The organism is Bacillus sp. FSL R10-2201, assembly GCF_038008665.1.
Taxonomy (GTDB): domain Bacteria; phylum Bacillota; class Bacilli; order Bacillales; family Bacillaceae_G; genus Bacillus_A; species Bacillus_A mycoides.
Map to the genome: position 1 here is coordinate 4,654,370 of NZ_JBBOZP010000001.1, position 15,861 is coordinate 4,670,230.

At 41.2% G+C, this 15,861-nt stretch carries 12 protein-coding genes and 2 rRNA genes; 6 read left to right on the forward strand and 8 right to left on the reverse strand.

Annotated elements, in window-relative coordinates; genetic code table 11:
• Window positions 1–12 precede the first annotated feature (12 nt).
• Window positions 13–2,934 (reverse strand): 23S ribosomal RNA (locus NSQ69_RS24245).
• Between the two features lie 146 nt (window positions 2,935–3,080).
• Window positions 3,081–4,632: ribosomal RNA gene (locus NSQ69_RS24250) — 16S ribosomal RNA — on the reverse strand.
• Together the 16S and 23S rRNA genes form the textbook arrangement of a ribosomal RNA operon.
• Before the next feature lie 552 nt (window positions 4,633–5,184).
• Here NSQ69_RS24250 and NSQ69_RS24255 point away from each other — a divergent pair.
• On the forward strand, window positions 5,185–5,868 hold the full coding sequence (locus NSQ69_RS24255) for an MgtC/SapB family protein (RefSeq protein WP_002034530.1): 684 nt from the start codon (window positions 5,185–5,187) through the stop codon (window positions 5,866–5,868).
• 95 nt (window positions 5,869–5,963) lie between these two features.
• On the forward strand, window positions 5,964–6,959 hold the full coding sequence (locus NSQ69_RS24260) for a potassium channel family protein (protein WP_002167466.1): 996 nt from the start codon (window positions 5,964–5,966) through the stop codon (window positions 6,957–6,959).
• Here the strand turns inward: NSQ69_RS24260 and NSQ69_RS24265 are convergent.
• Together NSQ69_RS24265 and NSQ69_RS24270 are read right to left on the reverse strand one after the other, a co-directional pair.
• Window positions 6,946–7,359 carry a YugN-like family protein gene (locus tag NSQ69_RS24265; protein WP_002131278.1) on the reverse strand — a complete coding sequence of 138 codons (414 nt, stop codon included), beginning with the start codon at window positions 7,357–7,359 and terminating at the stop codon, window positions 6,946–6,948. The two genes, NSQ69_RS24260 and NSQ69_RS24265, sit on opposite strands and share 14 nt — an antisense overlap.
• A gap of 108 nt (window positions 7,360–7,467) precedes the next feature.
• On the reverse strand, window positions 7,468–8,820 hold the full coding sequence (locus NSQ69_RS24270) for a glucose-6-phosphate isomerase (RefSeq protein ID WP_002015845.1): 1,353 nt from the start codon (window positions 8,818–8,820) through the stop codon (window positions 7,468–7,470).
• Between the two features lie 282 nt (window positions 8,821–9,102).
• Between NSQ69_RS24270 and NSQ69_RS24275 the strand changes: the two genes are divergently transcribed.
• A complete protein-coding gene (locus tag NSQ69_RS24275) occupies window positions 9,103–9,336 on the forward strand; it encodes a DUF378 domain-containing protein (RefSeq protein ID WP_002089278.1) in 234 nt (77 codons plus the stop codon).
• A 112-nt stretch (window positions 9,337–9,448) separates the two neighbouring features.
• On the opposite strand, the gene yugI is transcribed toward NSQ69_RS24275, so the two are convergent.
• The 3 genes from yugI to NSQ69_RS24290 all read right to left on the reverse strand — a co-directional run bounded on the left by yugI (window position 9,449) and on the right by NSQ69_RS24290 (window position 11,730).
• Window positions 9,449–9,793: a S1 domain-containing post-transcriptional regulator GSP13 gene (yugI, locus tag NSQ69_RS24280; protein ID WP_002015848.1), complete on the reverse strand. Its 345-nt coding sequence runs from the start codon at window positions 9,791–9,793 to the stop codon at window positions 9,449–9,451.
• A gap of 252 nt (window positions 9,794–10,045) precedes the next feature.
• The gene (locus NSQ69_RS24285) at window positions 10,046–11,236 is read right to left on the reverse strand and encodes an aminotransferase (protein ID WP_002129685.1); all 1,191 of its coding nucleotides are present in this window, start codon (window positions 11,234–11,236) and stop codon (window positions 10,046–10,048) included.
• Window positions 11,233–11,730, reverse strand: coding sequence for an Lrp/AsnC family transcriptional regulator (locus NSQ69_RS24290; RefSeq protein WP_002129688.1), 498 nt, complete (start codon window positions 11,728–11,730; stop codon window positions 11,233–11,235). Before NSQ69_RS24290 ends, NSQ69_RS24285 begins: the two co-directional genes overlap by 4 nt.
• A 296-nt stretch (window positions 11,731–12,026) precedes the next feature.
• Between NSQ69_RS24290 and NSQ69_RS24295 the strand changes: the two genes are divergently transcribed.
• Together NSQ69_RS24295 and NSQ69_RS24300 are read left to right on the forward strand one after the other, a co-directional pair.
• Entirely contained in the window at window positions 12,027–13,019 is a 993-nt protein-coding gene (locus NSQ69_RS24295) for a 2-hydroxyacid dehydrogenase (protein ID WP_033707944.1), read from the forward strand.
• 263 nt (window positions 13,020–13,282) lie between these two features.
• Window positions 13,283–14,122 carry an alpha/beta fold hydrolase gene (locus NSQ69_RS24300; protein WP_002034539.1) on the forward strand — a complete coding sequence of 280 codons (840 nt, stop codon included), beginning with the start codon at window positions 13,283–13,285 and terminating at the stop codon, window positions 14,120–14,122.
• 215 nt (window positions 14,123–14,337) lie between these two features.
• Here NSQ69_RS24300 and NSQ69_RS24305 read toward each other — a convergent pair whose 3' ends face one another.
• On the reverse strand, window positions 14,338–14,589 hold the full coding sequence (locus tag NSQ69_RS24305) for a YugE family protein (protein WP_002015854.1): 252 nt from the start codon (window positions 14,587–14,589) through the stop codon (window positions 14,338–14,340).
• Window positions 14,590–14,706: 117 nt separating this feature from the next.
• Here NSQ69_RS24305 and NSQ69_RS24310 point away from each other — a divergent pair, with 117 nt between their 5' ends.
• Complete coding sequence (locus NSQ69_RS24310) at window positions 14,707–15,858, forward strand: MalY/PatB family protein (protein ID WP_078206629.1); 1,152 nt, start codon at window positions 14,707–14,709, stop codon at window positions 15,856–15,858.
• Window positions 15,859–15,861: the final 3 nt, after the last annotated feature.

Sequence of the window (15,861 nt, forward strand, 5' to 3'; positions counted from 1 at the left end):
GCTTCATATTATATGGTTAAGTCCTCGATCTATTAGTATTCGTCAGCTCCACATGTCACCATGCTTCCACCTCGAACCTATCAACCTGATCATCTTTCAGGGATCTTACTAGCTTACGCTATGGGAAATCTCATCTTGAGGGGGGCTTCATGCTTAGATGCTTTCAGCACTTATCCCTTCCGCACATAGCTACCCAGCTATGCCCTTGGCAGAACAACTGGTACACCAGCGGTGCGTCCATCCCGGTCCTCTCGTACTAAGGACAGCTCCTCTCAAATTTCCTGCGCCCACGACGGATAGGGACCGAACTGTCTCACGACGTTCTGAACCCAGCTCGCGTACCGCTTTAATGGGCGAACAGCCCAACCCTTGGGACCGACTACAGCCCCAGGATGCGATGAGCCGACATCGAGGTGCCAAACCTCCCCGTCGATGTGGACTCTTGGGGGAGATAAGCCTGTTATCCCCGGGGTAGCTTTTATCCGTTGAGCGATGGCCCTTCCATGCGGAACCACCGGATCACTAAGCCCGACTTTCGTCCCTGCTCGACTTGTAGGTCTCGCAGTCAAGCTCCCTTATGCCTTTGCACTCTACGAATGATTTCCAACCATTCTGAGGGAACCTTTGGGCGCCTCCGTTACACTTTAGGAGGCGACCGCCCCAGTCAAACTGCCCACCTGACACTGTCTCCCGGGTCGATGAGACCCGTAGGTTAGAATTTCAATACAGTCAGGGCGGTATCCCACCAGCGCCTCCACCGAAGCTAGCGCTCCGGTTTCAATGGCTCCCGCCTATCCTGTACAAACTGTACCAAAATTCAATATCAGGCTACAGTAAAGCTCCACGGGGTCTTTCCGTCCTGTCGCGGGTAACCTGCATCTTCACAGGTACTATAATTTCACCGAGTCTCTGGTTGAGACAGTGCCCAAATCGTTACACCTTTCGTGCGGGTCGGAACTTACCCGACAAGGAATTTCGCTACCTTAGGACCGTTATAGTTACGGCCGCCGTTTACTGGGGCTTCAGTTCAGAGCTTCGCTTACGCTAACCCCTCTCCTTAACCTTCCAGCACCGGGCAGGTGTCAGCCCCTATACTTCGCCTTACGGCTTCGCAGAGACCTGTGTTTTTGCTAAACAGTCGCTTGGGCCTATTCACTGCGGCTTTCCGTTAAGAAAGCACCCCTTCTCCCGAAGTTACGGGGTCATTTTGCCGAGTTCCTTAACCAGAGTTCTCTCGCACACCTTAGGATTCTCTCCTCGCCTACCTGTGTCGGTTTGCGGTACAGGCACCTTTTATCTCGCTAGAAGCTTTTCTTGGCAGCGGGGAATCAAAGACTTCGCTCCATAAGGAGCTTCCCCATCACAGCTCAGCCTTCACGATAAGCGGATTTGCCTACTTATCAGCCTAACTGCTTGGACGTGCACAACCAATCGCACGCTTCTTCTATCCTTCTGCGTCCCTCCATTGCTCAAACGATAAAGAGGTGGTACAGGAATATCAACCTGTTGTCCATCGCCTACGCCTGTCGGCCTCGGCTTAGGTCCTGACTAACCCTGAGCGGACGAGCCTTCCTCAGGAAACCTTAGGCATTCGGTGGACGGGATTCTCACCCGTCTTTCGCTACTCATACCGGCATTCTCACTTCTAAGCGCTCCACCAGTCCTTCCGGTCTGACTTCACTGCACTTAGAACGCTCCCCTACCACTGATACCATTGGTATCAATTCGCAGCTTCGGTGGTGTATTTAGCCCCGGTACATTTTCGGCGCAGAGTCACTCGACTAGTGAGCTATTACGCACTCTTTAAATGGTGGCTGCTTCTGAGCCAACATCCTAGTTGTCTAAGCAACTCCACATCCTTTTCCACTTAATACACACTTTGGGACCTTAGCTGGCGATCTGGGCTGTTTCCCTCTTGACTACGGATCTTATCACTCGCAGTCTGACTCCTAAGGATAAGTCATTGGCATTCGGAGTTTGACTGAATTCGGTAATCCGATGAGGACCCCTAGTTCAATCAGTGCTCTACCTCCAAGACTCTTACACTTAAGGCTAGCCCTAAAGCTATTTCGGGGAGAACCAGCTATCTCCAGGTTCGATTGGAATTTCTCCGCTACCCACACCTCATCCCCGCACTTTTCAACGTGCGTGGGTTCGGGCCTCCATTCAGTGTTACCTGAACTTCACCCTGGACATGGGTAGATCACCTGGTTTCGGGTCTACGACCACGTACTAAACGCCCTATTCAGACTCGCTTTCGCTGCGGCTCCGCCTCTTCAGCTTAACCTCGCACGGGATCGTAACTCGCCGGTTCATTCTACAAAAGGCACGCCATCACCCATTAACGGGCTCTGACTATTTGTAGGCACACGGTTTCAGGATCTCTTTCACTCCCCTTCCGGGGTGCTTTTCACCTTTCCCTCACGGTACTGGTTCACTATCGATCACTAGGGAGTATTTAGCCTTGGGAGATGGTCCTCCCAGATTCCGACGGAATTTCACGTGTTCCGCCGTACTCAGGATACATTCAAGAGAGAACGAAGTTTCGACTACGGGGTTATTACCCTCTGTGACGGACCTTTCCAGGTCGCTTCGTCTACCTCGTTCCTTTGTAACTCCGTATAGAATGTCCTACAACCCCAAGAGGCAAGCCTCTTGGTTTGGGCTAGATTCCGTTTCGCTCGCCGCTACTCAGGAAATCGCATTTGCTTTCTCTTCCTCCAGGTACTTAGATGTTTCAGTTCCCTGGGTCTGTCTTCCATACCCTATGTATTCAGGTAAGGATACCATACCATTACGTATAGTGGGTTTCCCCATTCGGAAATCTTCGGATCAAAGCTTACTTACAGCTCCCCGAAGCATATCGGCGTTAGTCCCGTCCTTCATCGACTCCTAGTGTCAAGGCATCCACCGTGCGCCCTTTCTAACTTAACCAAACTAAAATTAAAAAAATATGAGCTACACTGTTATCTAGTTTTCAAAGAACATACATTTAAACTTGAGAGATAGTTCTCTCAAAACTGAACGAAACAAAACAAGTCAACGTTTATTGATGAACTGCGTTCATCAATTCTCCATAGAAAGGAGGTGATCCAGCCGCACCTTCCGATACGGCTACCTTGTTACGACTTCACCCCAATCATCTGTCCCACCTTAGGCGGCTGGCTCCATAAAGGTTACCCCACCGACTTCGGGTGTTACAAACTCTCGTGGTGTGACGGGCGGTGTGTACAAGGCCCGGGAACGTATTCACCGCGGCATGCTGATCCGCGATTACTAGCGATTCCAGCTTCATGTAGGCGAGTTGCAGCCTACAATCCGAACTGAGAACGGTTTTATGAGATTAGCTCCACCTCGCGGTCTTGCAGCTCTTTGTACCGTCCATTGTAGCACGTGTGTAGCCCAGGTCATAAGGGGCATGATGATTTGACGTCATCCCCACCTTCCTCCGGTTTGTCACCGGCAGTCACCTTAGAGTGCCCAACTTAATGATGGCAACTAAGATCAAGGGTTGCGCTCGTTGCGGGACTTAACCCAACATCTCACGACACGAGCTGACGACAACCATGCACCACCTGTCACTCTGCTCCCGAAGGAGAAGCTCTATCTCTAGAGTTTTCAGAGGATGTCAAGACCTGGTAAGGTTCTTCGCGTTGCTTCGAATTAAACCACATGCTCCACCGCTTGTGCGGGCCCCCGTCAATTCCTTTGAGTTTCAGCCTTGCGGCCGTACTCCCCAGGCGGAGTGCTTAATGCGTTAACTTCAGCACTAAAGGGCGGAAACCCTCTAACACTTAGCACTCATCGTTTACGGCGTGGACTACCAGGGTATCTAATCCTGTTTGCTCCCCACGCTTTCGCGCCTCAGTGTCAGTTACAGACCAGAAAGTCGCCTTCGCCACTGGTGTTCCTCCATATCTCTACGCATTTCACCGCTACACATGGAATTCCACTTTCCTCTTCTGCACTCAAGTCTCCCAGTTTCCAATGACCCTCCACGGTTGAGCCGTGGGCTTTCACATCAGACTTAAGAAACCACCTGCGCGCGCTTTACGCCCAATAATTCCGGATAACGCTTGCCACCTACGTATTACCGCGGCTGCTGGCACGTAGTTAGCCGTGGCTTTCTGGTTAGGTACCGTCAAGGTGCCAGCTTATTCAACTAGCACTTGTTCTTCCCTAACAACAGAGTTTTACGACCCGAAAGCCTTCATCACTCACGCGGCGTTGCTCCGTCAGACTTTCGTCCATTGCGGAAGATTCCCTACTGCTGCCTCCCGTAGGAGTCTGGGCCGTGTCTCAGTCCCAGTGTGGCCGATCACCCTCTCAGGTCGGCTACGCATCGTCGCCTTGGTGAGCCGTTACCTCACCAACTAGCTAATGCGACGCGGGTCCATCCATAAGTGACAGCCGAAGCCGCCTTTCAATTTCGAACTATGCAGTTCAAAATATTATCCGGTATTAGCCCCGGTTTCCCGGAGTTATCCCAGTCTTATGGGTAGGTTACCCACGTGTTACTCACCCGTCCGCCGCTAACTTCATAAGAGCAAGCTCTTAATCCATTCGCTCGACTTGCATGTATTAGGCACGCCGCCAGCGTTCATCCTGAGCCAGGATCAAACTCTCCAATAAAGTTAGTTTGTCTAGCATCTAAAAATAAAAATTGACGTTCACGTTGTTTGTTTCGTTCAGTTTTCAAAGAACTTATCTGCCGCTTCAGAAGCGACTTCATCATATTAACATCTTCATTTTTCGATGTCAACTATGTTTTTCAATTTCTTTTTTGTCGTTTTCTGCGTTTCTGCATCAGCGACGTTTATTAATATATCATGTGAAAAAATGAAATGCAACACCTTTTGAAAACTTTTTTGAAACCAACTACATTTCTTTTTTAATATCATATACTTAAACGAAACATCTCTTTCATTTCTAAGTAATTCCTACATATATTCTATAGAAAGTCACTCTGTCAAAAAACGTTTCTTTCTATATAAAGTGAAACTTTAATCAGTGGGGGGGATTCATCCCCCACTGATTATTAGCCTTCACCAATCGGGCATGTACGGGCAGTCGTCCCCCACCTAACTTTCTCGCATTCGGCGAATTTTGAGGCGGGGCTTACTGCCCGCAAATAGTGGGATAAACGTTTTATTCATATACCATATCATACAAGGAGGAATATACATGGACTACACCGACTTATTAATAAAACTAGGTCTCTCGGCTATTTTAGGATTCGCTATCGGTTTAGAGCGCGAATTAAAACGTAAACCACTCGGCTTAAAAACGTGTTTAGTTATTTCTATTATTAGTTGCCTCCTAACCATTGTTTCTATTAAAGCAGCTTACAACTTACCACATACCGATCATATGAATATGGATCCACTTCGACTTGCCGCTCAAATTGTATCAGGAATTGGTTTTTTAGGTGCCGGTGTAATTTTACGCAGAGGAAACGATAGTATTGCGGGGTTAACGACCGCCGCTATGATTTGGGGTGCTTCTGGCATCGGCATTGCCGTTGGAGCTGGTTTCTATATCGAGGCTATTTTCGGAATGTGTTTCCTTATGATTAGTGTAGAACTTATACCATTAGCGATGAAATACGTCGGTCCTAGATCATTTCGCCAACGTGATATCGCAGTGAAACTCGTTGTACGAAATATGGACAATATCCCGACCGTAATTGAAGAAATAAAAGAAATGGATATAAAAGTTAAGAACATGAAGCTCAAAACATTGGAAAATGGTTCGCACTATTTACATTTAAAATTGTCTATCGATCAAAAAAGACATACTGCTGATGTTTATTATGCTCTTCAGCATCTTGAAAGTGTTCAACAAACTGAAGTTGAAAGTATGTATTAATTATGAAATGAACTCTCTTTTTAATTAGAGAGTTTTTCTTTTTTCTATAATGGTAACAATGAATGTAGTCCTGAAAAGTAAGGAGGAATAGGAACTTGAAATCCCGTCCGAATTTAGTAGATACATTTCGTGATTCCATTATATTTCGTTTAATTTGTTTTATTATTGTACTTACTACCTTCTCCGGCTTTCTTATACATATATTAGAGCCATCTCACTTCACCACATGGTTCGACGGGGTTTGGTGGTCAATCGTTACCATTTTCACCGTTGGATACGGCGATTTCGCCCCCCATACAACGATAGGAAAACTTATTGGTATATGTATTATTTTATTAGGAACGGGATTTTGTTCTTATTATATGGTTCTATTCGCTACCGACATGATTAATAAACAATATATGAGAATTAAGGGTGAAGCAGCTGCTACCTCTAATGGTCATATGATTATCGTTGGCTGGAATGAGCGTGCAAAACATGTTGTAAAACAAATGCACATATTACAACCGAACCTTGATATCGTTTTAATTGATGAAACACTTTCTTTACTTCCAAAGCCATTTCATCATTTAGAATTTATAAAAGGTTGTCCGCATCACGATCAAACTTTATTAAAAGCTAACATTACAACAGCTCACACTATATTAATAACAGCGGATAAAGAGAAGAACGAAAGCTTAGCAGATACACAGTCCATTTTAAATATTTTAACTGCAAAAGGACTTAATCCAAACATTCACTGCATCGCTGAACTTCTTACTTCTGAACAAATCCAAAATGCAACGAGAGCTGGCGTATCAGAAATTATAGAAGGAAATAAATTAACGAGCTATGTATTTACCGCTTCTCTTTTATTCCCTTCCATTTCAGGTGTACTATTCTCACTTTACGATGAAATCTCTGATAACAAATTACAACTGATGGAGATTCCCCCGTCCTGCACCGGACAATCCTTTGCAAATTGTAGCTATACTCTTTTAAAGCAAAACATTCTCTTACTAGGTGTAAAGCGCGACGAACAATATATGATCAATCCAGTTCATTCTTTCATTCTCATCGAAAGCGACATACTCATCGTTATTCACCATTAAAAAAATGATTTTCTAGTTCTTGTACCAATACTTTACCAATATTGACATACTTTCTTTTCACATCTCCATCTGGATCTTGCGGCTCCGCAAATTGATCCAATCCACTCGTTCCAGCTGTTAACGCATTAACATTATCATCTAGTTCGTCTTGATATACGTGCGAAAGAATATACGGTGTTTCAAGACGGACTATTACACCAGGCACATCTAGTTCCCCATCCACCGCTGTAAATGGTACGCGTAAAAATTGATACCCTTCTTCTTCGTCGATTTTATAATCAAAGCATCCTTTATCATAATCCCAATTACCGCCAATACTATATCCAAGTGGTTTCATAACCTCTTCTAACTTATATAACGCATATGTACATCCTTCTAATTTTGATTGAATCGGAATCAAGCCCATCCCTCCTAGACTTTTCCTTTAGCATACCCATTCTAGTTTGAATATACCGATGTACCTTTCAATAAAATAATAAAAAGCGACCGGAGACCCGATCGCTTTTCATTATTTTAAACGCTCTTCTAATTCTGCTTTTAATTCTTCAAATCCTGGTTTACCAAGTAAAGCAAACATGTTTTTCTTGTATGCTTCTACTCCTGGTTGGTCAAATGGATTTACGCCTAATAGGTAGCCGCTCATCGCACATGCTTTTTCGAAGAAGTATACAAGGTAACCGAATGTGTACTCATTTAATTCAGGGATGTTTACGATTAAGTTTGGTACTCCGCCATCGCTATGTGCAAGTAATGTACCTTCGTATGCTTTTGTGTTTACGAAGTCTATCGTTTCACCAGCAAGGTAGTTTAATCCATCTAAATCGTTGTCGTCTAATTCGATTTTTAGTTCGTGTGTAGATTTACCTACTTTAAGAACTGTTTCGAATAGGTCACGACGACCTTCTTGAATGTATTGACCTAATGAGTGTAAGTCAGTTGAGAAGTTTGCTGAAGATGGGAAAATACCTTTTTGATCTTTTCCTTCACTTTCACCAAATAACTGTTTCCACCACTCAGAGAAGTAGTGAAGTGCTGGCTCATAGTTAACAAGCATTTCAATTGTTTTCCCTTTATTATATAGAGCATTACGAACTACTGCGTATTGGTAAGCTGGGTTTTCTTCAAGTTCTGATTTCGCGAAATCATTATGGCCAGCAGCTGCACCTTTCATCATCTCTTCAATGTTTAGGCCACTTACAGCGATTGGCAATAAACCTACTGGTGTTAATACAGAGAAACGACCGCCAACATCATCTGGAATAACGAACGTTTCGTAGCCTTCATTATCAGATAATGTTTTTAAAGCACCGCGCGCTTTATCTGTAGTCGCATAAATACGTTTGCGTGCTTCTTCTTTTCCATACTTTTCTTCTAATAATTTACGGAAAATACGGAATGCGATTGCAGGCTCTGTTGTTGTACCTGATTTGGAAATAACGTTAATAGAAAAGTCTTTACCTTCTAGTACGTCCATTAAATCTTTCATGTAAGTGGAGCTAATGTTTTGTCCAACAAATAGCACTTGTGGAGTTTTACGTTGTTCTTTAGAAAGCGTGTTATAGAAAGAATGGTTTAACATTTCAATTGCTGCGCGTGCTCCTAGGTAAGAACCACCAATACCTACAACAAGTAAAATGTCAGAGTCATTTTTAATTTTTTCTGCGCATTTTTGAATGCGAGCGAATTCTTCTTTGTCATATTGAAGCGGAAGCTCTACCCACCCAAGGAAATCGTTCCCAGCTCCAGTTTTTTCGTGGATTGCATGATGTGTTACTTTTACTGCATCACGTAAATAAGTTAGTTCATTTTCACCGATGAAGGATAACGCTTTAGAATAGTCGAACGTTACATGTGTACTCATCTTTTTCCCTCCAATTATGTATATGTATTTCTGTATTCACTTTAGCGAAACTAAAGTTGTAAATCAAGCGATTCAACAATTGTAAACGTAACCATTATTTATTTTTTAGAAAAAGTTCATTTTTTGCATAAAAATTCGAATTTTTCGGTATAGATGTATATACATCGTTTTTCGTACATTTTTCATGTATAAAAACAACAAAACTATACCATTCTATAAAGGAGTTAAATTTTCTTATTAACTCCTTGCTTGCTCACGCTTCACATTAAGGGGGGGCTTTTCATGAGTACCTTGCAACGTATCGCATTAGTCTTCACTGTAATCGGCGCTGTTAACTGGGGACTGATCGGGTTCTTCCAGTTTGACTTAGTAGCAGCTATTTTCGGGGGACAGAAATCAGCTCTTGCACGTATTATTTACGGCATCGTTGGTATTTCTGGGCTTATCAATCTCGGCTTACTATTTAAACCATCCGAGAATCTTGGTACTCACCCAGAAACACATGAAATTCAATAGTCAGTATGTCTTTTTCGCCTCCGACATACGAATATGATTGCATGCAATCATATTTGCAAATATATATATCATAAGTCACAGTAAAAGAGGAACGCTCATATGCGTTCCTCTTTTACTTTATTACCTCCGACTCTTCAATCCATTCTGCTAGCTTTTCTCGCAGTGTATTAAATCCGTTCTCTGATGGATTCGGTATAAGAATTCGTCCTTGCTTTCTTTTCGCCGCTTTTAACGATAAACTCATTTTTCTGTGTTCTTCATCAATTGAAAGTACTTTTACTTCTACTGTATCTCCGACCTTTAAAAAGTCATGAATGTCTTTTACATACCCATTTGTGATTTCAGATATATGCACAAGTCCTTGTGTTTCTGCATCCAAAGCTACAAATGCACCGTAATCTTGAATTCCAGTTACTTTCCCTGTTACAACCACTCCCGTTGTATATTGTTCTGACATGTGAAACACTCCCATACGTTTACCATTTTCTCTACAATTGTAAATAGCAAAGCAGATGTATTTATTGTTAAATATCCGATTAGTGGTAAGTATCCTAAGTAAAACACCGAGGATACTCCCACCTTATATTAGTAAATTATACCACTTTGATAGAACTCATTCAAAATTCACGAAAAAATTTCCTGTAATACGTATAATTCTCCAATATTAGGATAGAATACTAACACATGGCTTTCTAGTATTCCCCCCCTTTTATGGACAAAACGTATTGTGTTTTGTCCTTTTTTTATTCTCTATGAACCGTTCCATTCTCTTCATTGCTTCCATAAGTTGCTCAAGCGATGTTGCATATGAACAACGAATAAATCCTTCACCACTCCCGCCAAACACATTTCCAGGAACAACAGCCACTTTTTCTTCTAATAATAATTGTTCTGCAAATTCTGCTGAAGATAGTCCGGTTGAAGCTATAGAAGGGAAGACATAAAATGCCCCGCCTGGCACATGACATGTTAAGCCCATTTCATTGAAAGATGTCGTCATAAAGTTACGACGTTTTTTATAGCTATCTCTCATTCGAATTACTTCATCATTTCCCCCACGTAATGCTTCAAGTGCTGCAAATTGAGACATCGTCGGTGCACACATCATTGAATACTGGTGGATTTTGAGCATTAATTCTGAAAATTGAACAGGGGCTGCAATCATCCCAAGACGCCATCCCGTCATGGCAAACCCTTTTGAAAATCCTGAAATTAAAATCGTATGGTCACGCATATTTTTAATACTCGCGAAACTCGTATATGCTTCGTCGTATACGAGCTCTGCATAAATTTCATCCGATAACACGATTAAATTATACTTCTCAACAATAACAGCTAGCTTTTCTAATTCGGATTTATTTAACATTGCGCCTGTTGGGTTATTGGGAGAACAAAGTAATATTGCCTTTGTTTTCGTTGTAATAGCTGCTTCAATTTGATCTGGCTGTACTTTAAATTCATCTTCTAATGAAGTCGCCACTGGAACTGGGACCCCGCCCGCTAACGTAACAAGCGGTGCATACGAAACGAAACTTGGTTCAATAATAAGTATTTCATCATCAGGGTTTACAATAGCACGCATCGCTACATCTAGCGCTTGACTCGCTCCAACTGTAACAATGATTTCATCATTCGGATCATAAGATACTGCAAATTGTTTTTTTAGATACTTTGCTATTTCTTGACGGAGCTCCAATAATCCTGCATTTGCTGTATATGACGTATATCCTTGTTCTAAAGAACGAATACATGCTTGCCTTACATTCCAAGGTGTAACAAAGTCCGGCTCTCCCACTCCAAGTGAAATAACACCTTTCATACTTGCCGCTAAATCAAAAAACTTTCGTATACCGGACGGTTGTAAAGATTCTGCTACTCTAGATAGGTCAAATTGCTTCACGGTGTCACCACAATTCTCTTATCATCATCTGTCTTTTCATAAATAATCCCCTCATGTTTATACTTCTTCAAAATAAAATGAGTTGTCGTTGAAACGACAGATTCAATTGTTGCTAATTTCTCAGAAACAAACATCGCTACTTCTCCCATCGTCTTTCCTTCTAATGTAATAGAAAGGTCATATGTCCCAGACATTAAATAAACGGATTTCACTTCTGAATAGCGATAAATTTGTTCAGCTACTGCATCAAAACCGACACCACGCTTCGGTGTAACTTTCACATCAATCATCGCCGTTAAACCAGTATGTTCTTTCACTTTTGTCCAATCGATATGTGTTACATAGTCCACGATAATCTTTTCACTTTCTAATTTCGCAACCATTTTTTTCACTTCTTCTACTTCTATATTTAACAACTTCGCTAATGTATCTACAGATAAACGACTATTCTTTTCAAGACAAGCTAATAATTCCAATTCTTTCTCTGTCACCATATAAATCATCCTTCCTTTTAGTTTCTGTCTAAATTATACAAATACTCTTTCCAGTTTGAAAAGAAGATTTTTTTTGAGAATTATGTCAAAATAAAGTGAAACTTTAATCAGCGGAATGCTCTATCCCGCTGATTATTAACCCGCACCAATCGGGCATTTACGGATAGTTGCTTTCCAACTTATATTCTTTGCCTTAGCTGTTCTTCAAGGCGGAAAGCTTACTGTCCATTAATGCGGGATAAAGTGAAACTTTAATCAGCGGAATGCTTTATCCCGCTGATTATTAGCACACACCAATCCAGGTAAAGAGGAAAGGGGATGGAACCGTGAAACCAAAAGTATATATTGCCGAACCAGTTCCAACATTTGTAGAAAACTATTTATCAGAACACTGTGATTTTGAAAAATGGGATCAAAATGAGAAAGTACCTCGTGATGTTCTATTAGAAAAAATAAAAGATAAAGATGGGTTATTAAATTTCGGATCTACTATAAATGAAGAGTTATTGCAGGTTGCTCCTAATTTAAAAGTAGTAAGTAACATTTCTGTTGGCCATGATAACTTTGATTTAAAAGCGATGGAAAAACAAAATGTTATCGGAACGAATACTCCATATGTGTTAGATGATACAGTAGCCGATCTCGTTTTCGCTCTTATGTTATCTGCTGGTCGCCGTGTTTGCGAACTCAATTCCTATGTAAAAAATGGTGAATGGAACGCTGAAATTGGAAAAGAACACTTCGGACTAGATGTACATCATAGTACGATTGGTATTATCGGAATGGGACGAATTGGAGAAGCTGTCGCAAAACGAGCGAAATTCGGCTTTGATATGAATGTCCTTTACTATAATCGTCGCCGTAAAGAAGAAGCTGAGCAAAAATTTGATGCTACATATTGTGATTTACAAACTTTAATCAAACAATCTGATTTTATTATTCTTCTTACTCCATTAACAGATGAAACGTATCATCTTATCGGTGAAAAGGAATTTTCATTAATGAAAGAAACAGCAATTTTCATTAATGCTTCTCGCGGGAAAACAGTAGATGAAACTGCATTAATTCATGCGTTAACAGAAAAGAAAATATTTGCAGCCGGCATCGACACATTTACACAAGAGCCGATTCAAAAAGAGAATCCGCTCTTATCATTACAAAACGTTGTAACTTTACCGCACATCGGATCTGCAACATTAAAAACTCGGCAGCAAATGGCAATGACAGCTGCTGAAAATTTAGTAGCAGGATTACAAGGAAAAACACCACCTAATATTGTGCGTGGGTAATTATAAAGTGAAACTTTAATCAGTGGGGGTTTTGTCCATCCCCCACTGATTATCAGCCTTCACCAATCGGGCTTTTACGGGCAGTTATCTCCCACCTAACTTCCTCGCATTCGCCGAATTTTGAGGTGGGAGTCAACTGCCCGGCGAATAGCGGGATAAATAAGCGAAAGGCAAGATGACGATGTCATCTTGCCTTTTTTTGTTAACATATTTTGTTTCTTACCGGGAGATGATATGAACAAAAATCAATGGAGTGACAAAAAATGAACCATGAATGCAAATGCCCTTACTTCACTTTTTCCACTCGCGGGACTACTATTCATTACGAATTGTATGAACATAATACTAAAAAAGAACGACCTACTTTCGTACTCGTTCACGGCTTCCTCTCTTCCTCATTTAGCTATCGACGACTCATTCCTTTACTAACAAAGGAAGGTACAGTAATTGCCCTTGATTTACCACCATTCGGAAAAAGTGATAAATCTCATCTCTTTAAATATTCTTATCACAATTTAGCAGCTATTATTATCGATTTAATCGAACATTTATCTCTCTCGAATATTGTACTAGTTGGCCATTCTATGGGCGGACAAATTTCACTCTTTGTAAACCGACTACGCCCTGAATTAATTTCAAAGACGATTTTACTATGTAGCTCTAGTTATTTAGCACGCGCAAACTTACCTTTACTGTACTCCTCTTATTTACCGTTCTTCCACTTATACGTGAAGAACTGGATTATTCGAAGGGGCATCGTCCATAACTTAATGAATGTCGTTCATGACCATTCATTAATTGACAATGAAATGATGGAAGGCTATGCTGCTCCTTTTTATGATGATCGTATATTCCCTGCTTTAACTCGAATGATAAGAGACCGTGAAGGTGACTTATCTTCAACTGAATTACAAAAAATCGAAACCCCAGTATTACTCATTTGGGGTGAAAAAGATCGCGTCGTCCCTGTACATGTAGGACACCGTCTCCATAAGGACCTACCTAATTCAACTTTCATTTCTTACGAAAATACAGGGCACTTACTACCTGAAGAAAAGCCCGATCATGTTTATGAAGAAATTATTACGTTTGCGACGCAATAAAGTGAAGCTTTAATCCGTGGGAGGCTCTATCCCCACCGATTATTAGCCTTCACCAATCGGGTTTTTACGGGCAGTTTGATTTCTCGCCTAACCTCCTTGCTTCAACTGAATTTTGAGGCGGGAGTCTTACTGCCCGTTAAAACGGGATAAAGTGAAGCTTTAATCAATCAGCACAAATGAAAATAAACAAAAAGGCTGTCGTAAATTCCGACAGCCTATAACGAACAACTTCCGCCTTCTTTTAGTACGAGTAACTCTACTGCTAATTTTTCGCATTTTTCAAGTGCAGGTACTTCTTCAAAAGACATAAAGTATATATGTTGAATCTTCTTTGCGATGTATTTCGGATCATCAAACACACTTACGACGTTTACAACATCGCTCGCTTCTGTTTCATAAAACTCCGGTCCCATTTGAAACGGATCCCAATTTTTCACAACCTCAATCATTTTGTCATATGCACCCATCTGCTTCCCGCCTTTTCACTTTTTAATGCTTTTCTTTATCGTATCACATCAGCTATTCTATAAGAAGAGTGAGAATTTTCATAACTTAACAGTTTGACAGAAGAAAGGAGCAAACATATGCAACTATTTCATAAAACGGTAAATCGTCGCGGAACGCATAGTACAAAATGGGATACATATAAAAATGAAGAGCTCATCCACGCTTGGATTGCCGATATGGATTTTGAAGTACCAAAACCAATTCAAACTGCATTACAAAAACGCACAGAACATCCTATTTTCGGCTATACACTTCCTCCTGAAAATATTGGGGATATCATTTGTAATTGGACGAAAAGCCAATACAATTGGGAAATACAAAAAGAATGGATTGTATTTAGCGCAGGTATCGTTCCAGCTCTTAGTACGAGCATACAAGCTATAACGAAAGAAGGAGAAGCCGTACTAGTACAACCTCCTATTTATCCACCATTTTTTGAAATGGTCAAAACAAATAATAGACAATTATGTGAGAGTCCCTTATTTAAACAAAATGGCATATATAAGATAGACTTCGAGCATCTAGAAACTCAATTTAAACAAGGTGTAAAACTAATGCTTCTTTGCAGCCCTCACAATCCTATCGGGCGCGTTTGGACGAAAGAGGAGCTAACAAAACTCGGTACGTTATGTACGCAATATAATGTAACCGTTGTCGCGGATGAAATTCACGCCGATATTATTTATAGAGGCCATACTCATATACCGTTTGCTTCTTTATCTGAAGAATTAGCAGCACGCACTATTACTTGTATGGCTCCGAGCAAAACATTTAATATCGCTGGATTACAAGCATCGATCATTATTATTCCGAATGAAAATCTCCGTAATGCCTTTATGTCTATCCAATATAGACAAGGATTCCACGGATTAAATACATTTGCTTATACAGCAATGCAAAGTGCCTATACAGAATGTAATGATTGGCTAAATGAAATTCGATTGTATGTTGAAGATAACGCTCAATTTGCTTGTGAGTATATTCAAAATCACATACCAGCTCTTTCTGTAATTAAACCAGAAGGTAGTTTTTTACTGTGGATTGATTGTTCCCACTTGGATCTTTCTCAAGATGAACGAACAGCATTGCTTGAAGAGAAAGGTAAAATCATCATTGAGCCCGGTGAGAAATACGGAACAGGTGGAGAAGCCCATATCCGAATTAACATTGGCTGTCCTAGATCTGTTTTAGAAGAAATTTTAAACAGACTACACCATACATTCTCATAACAA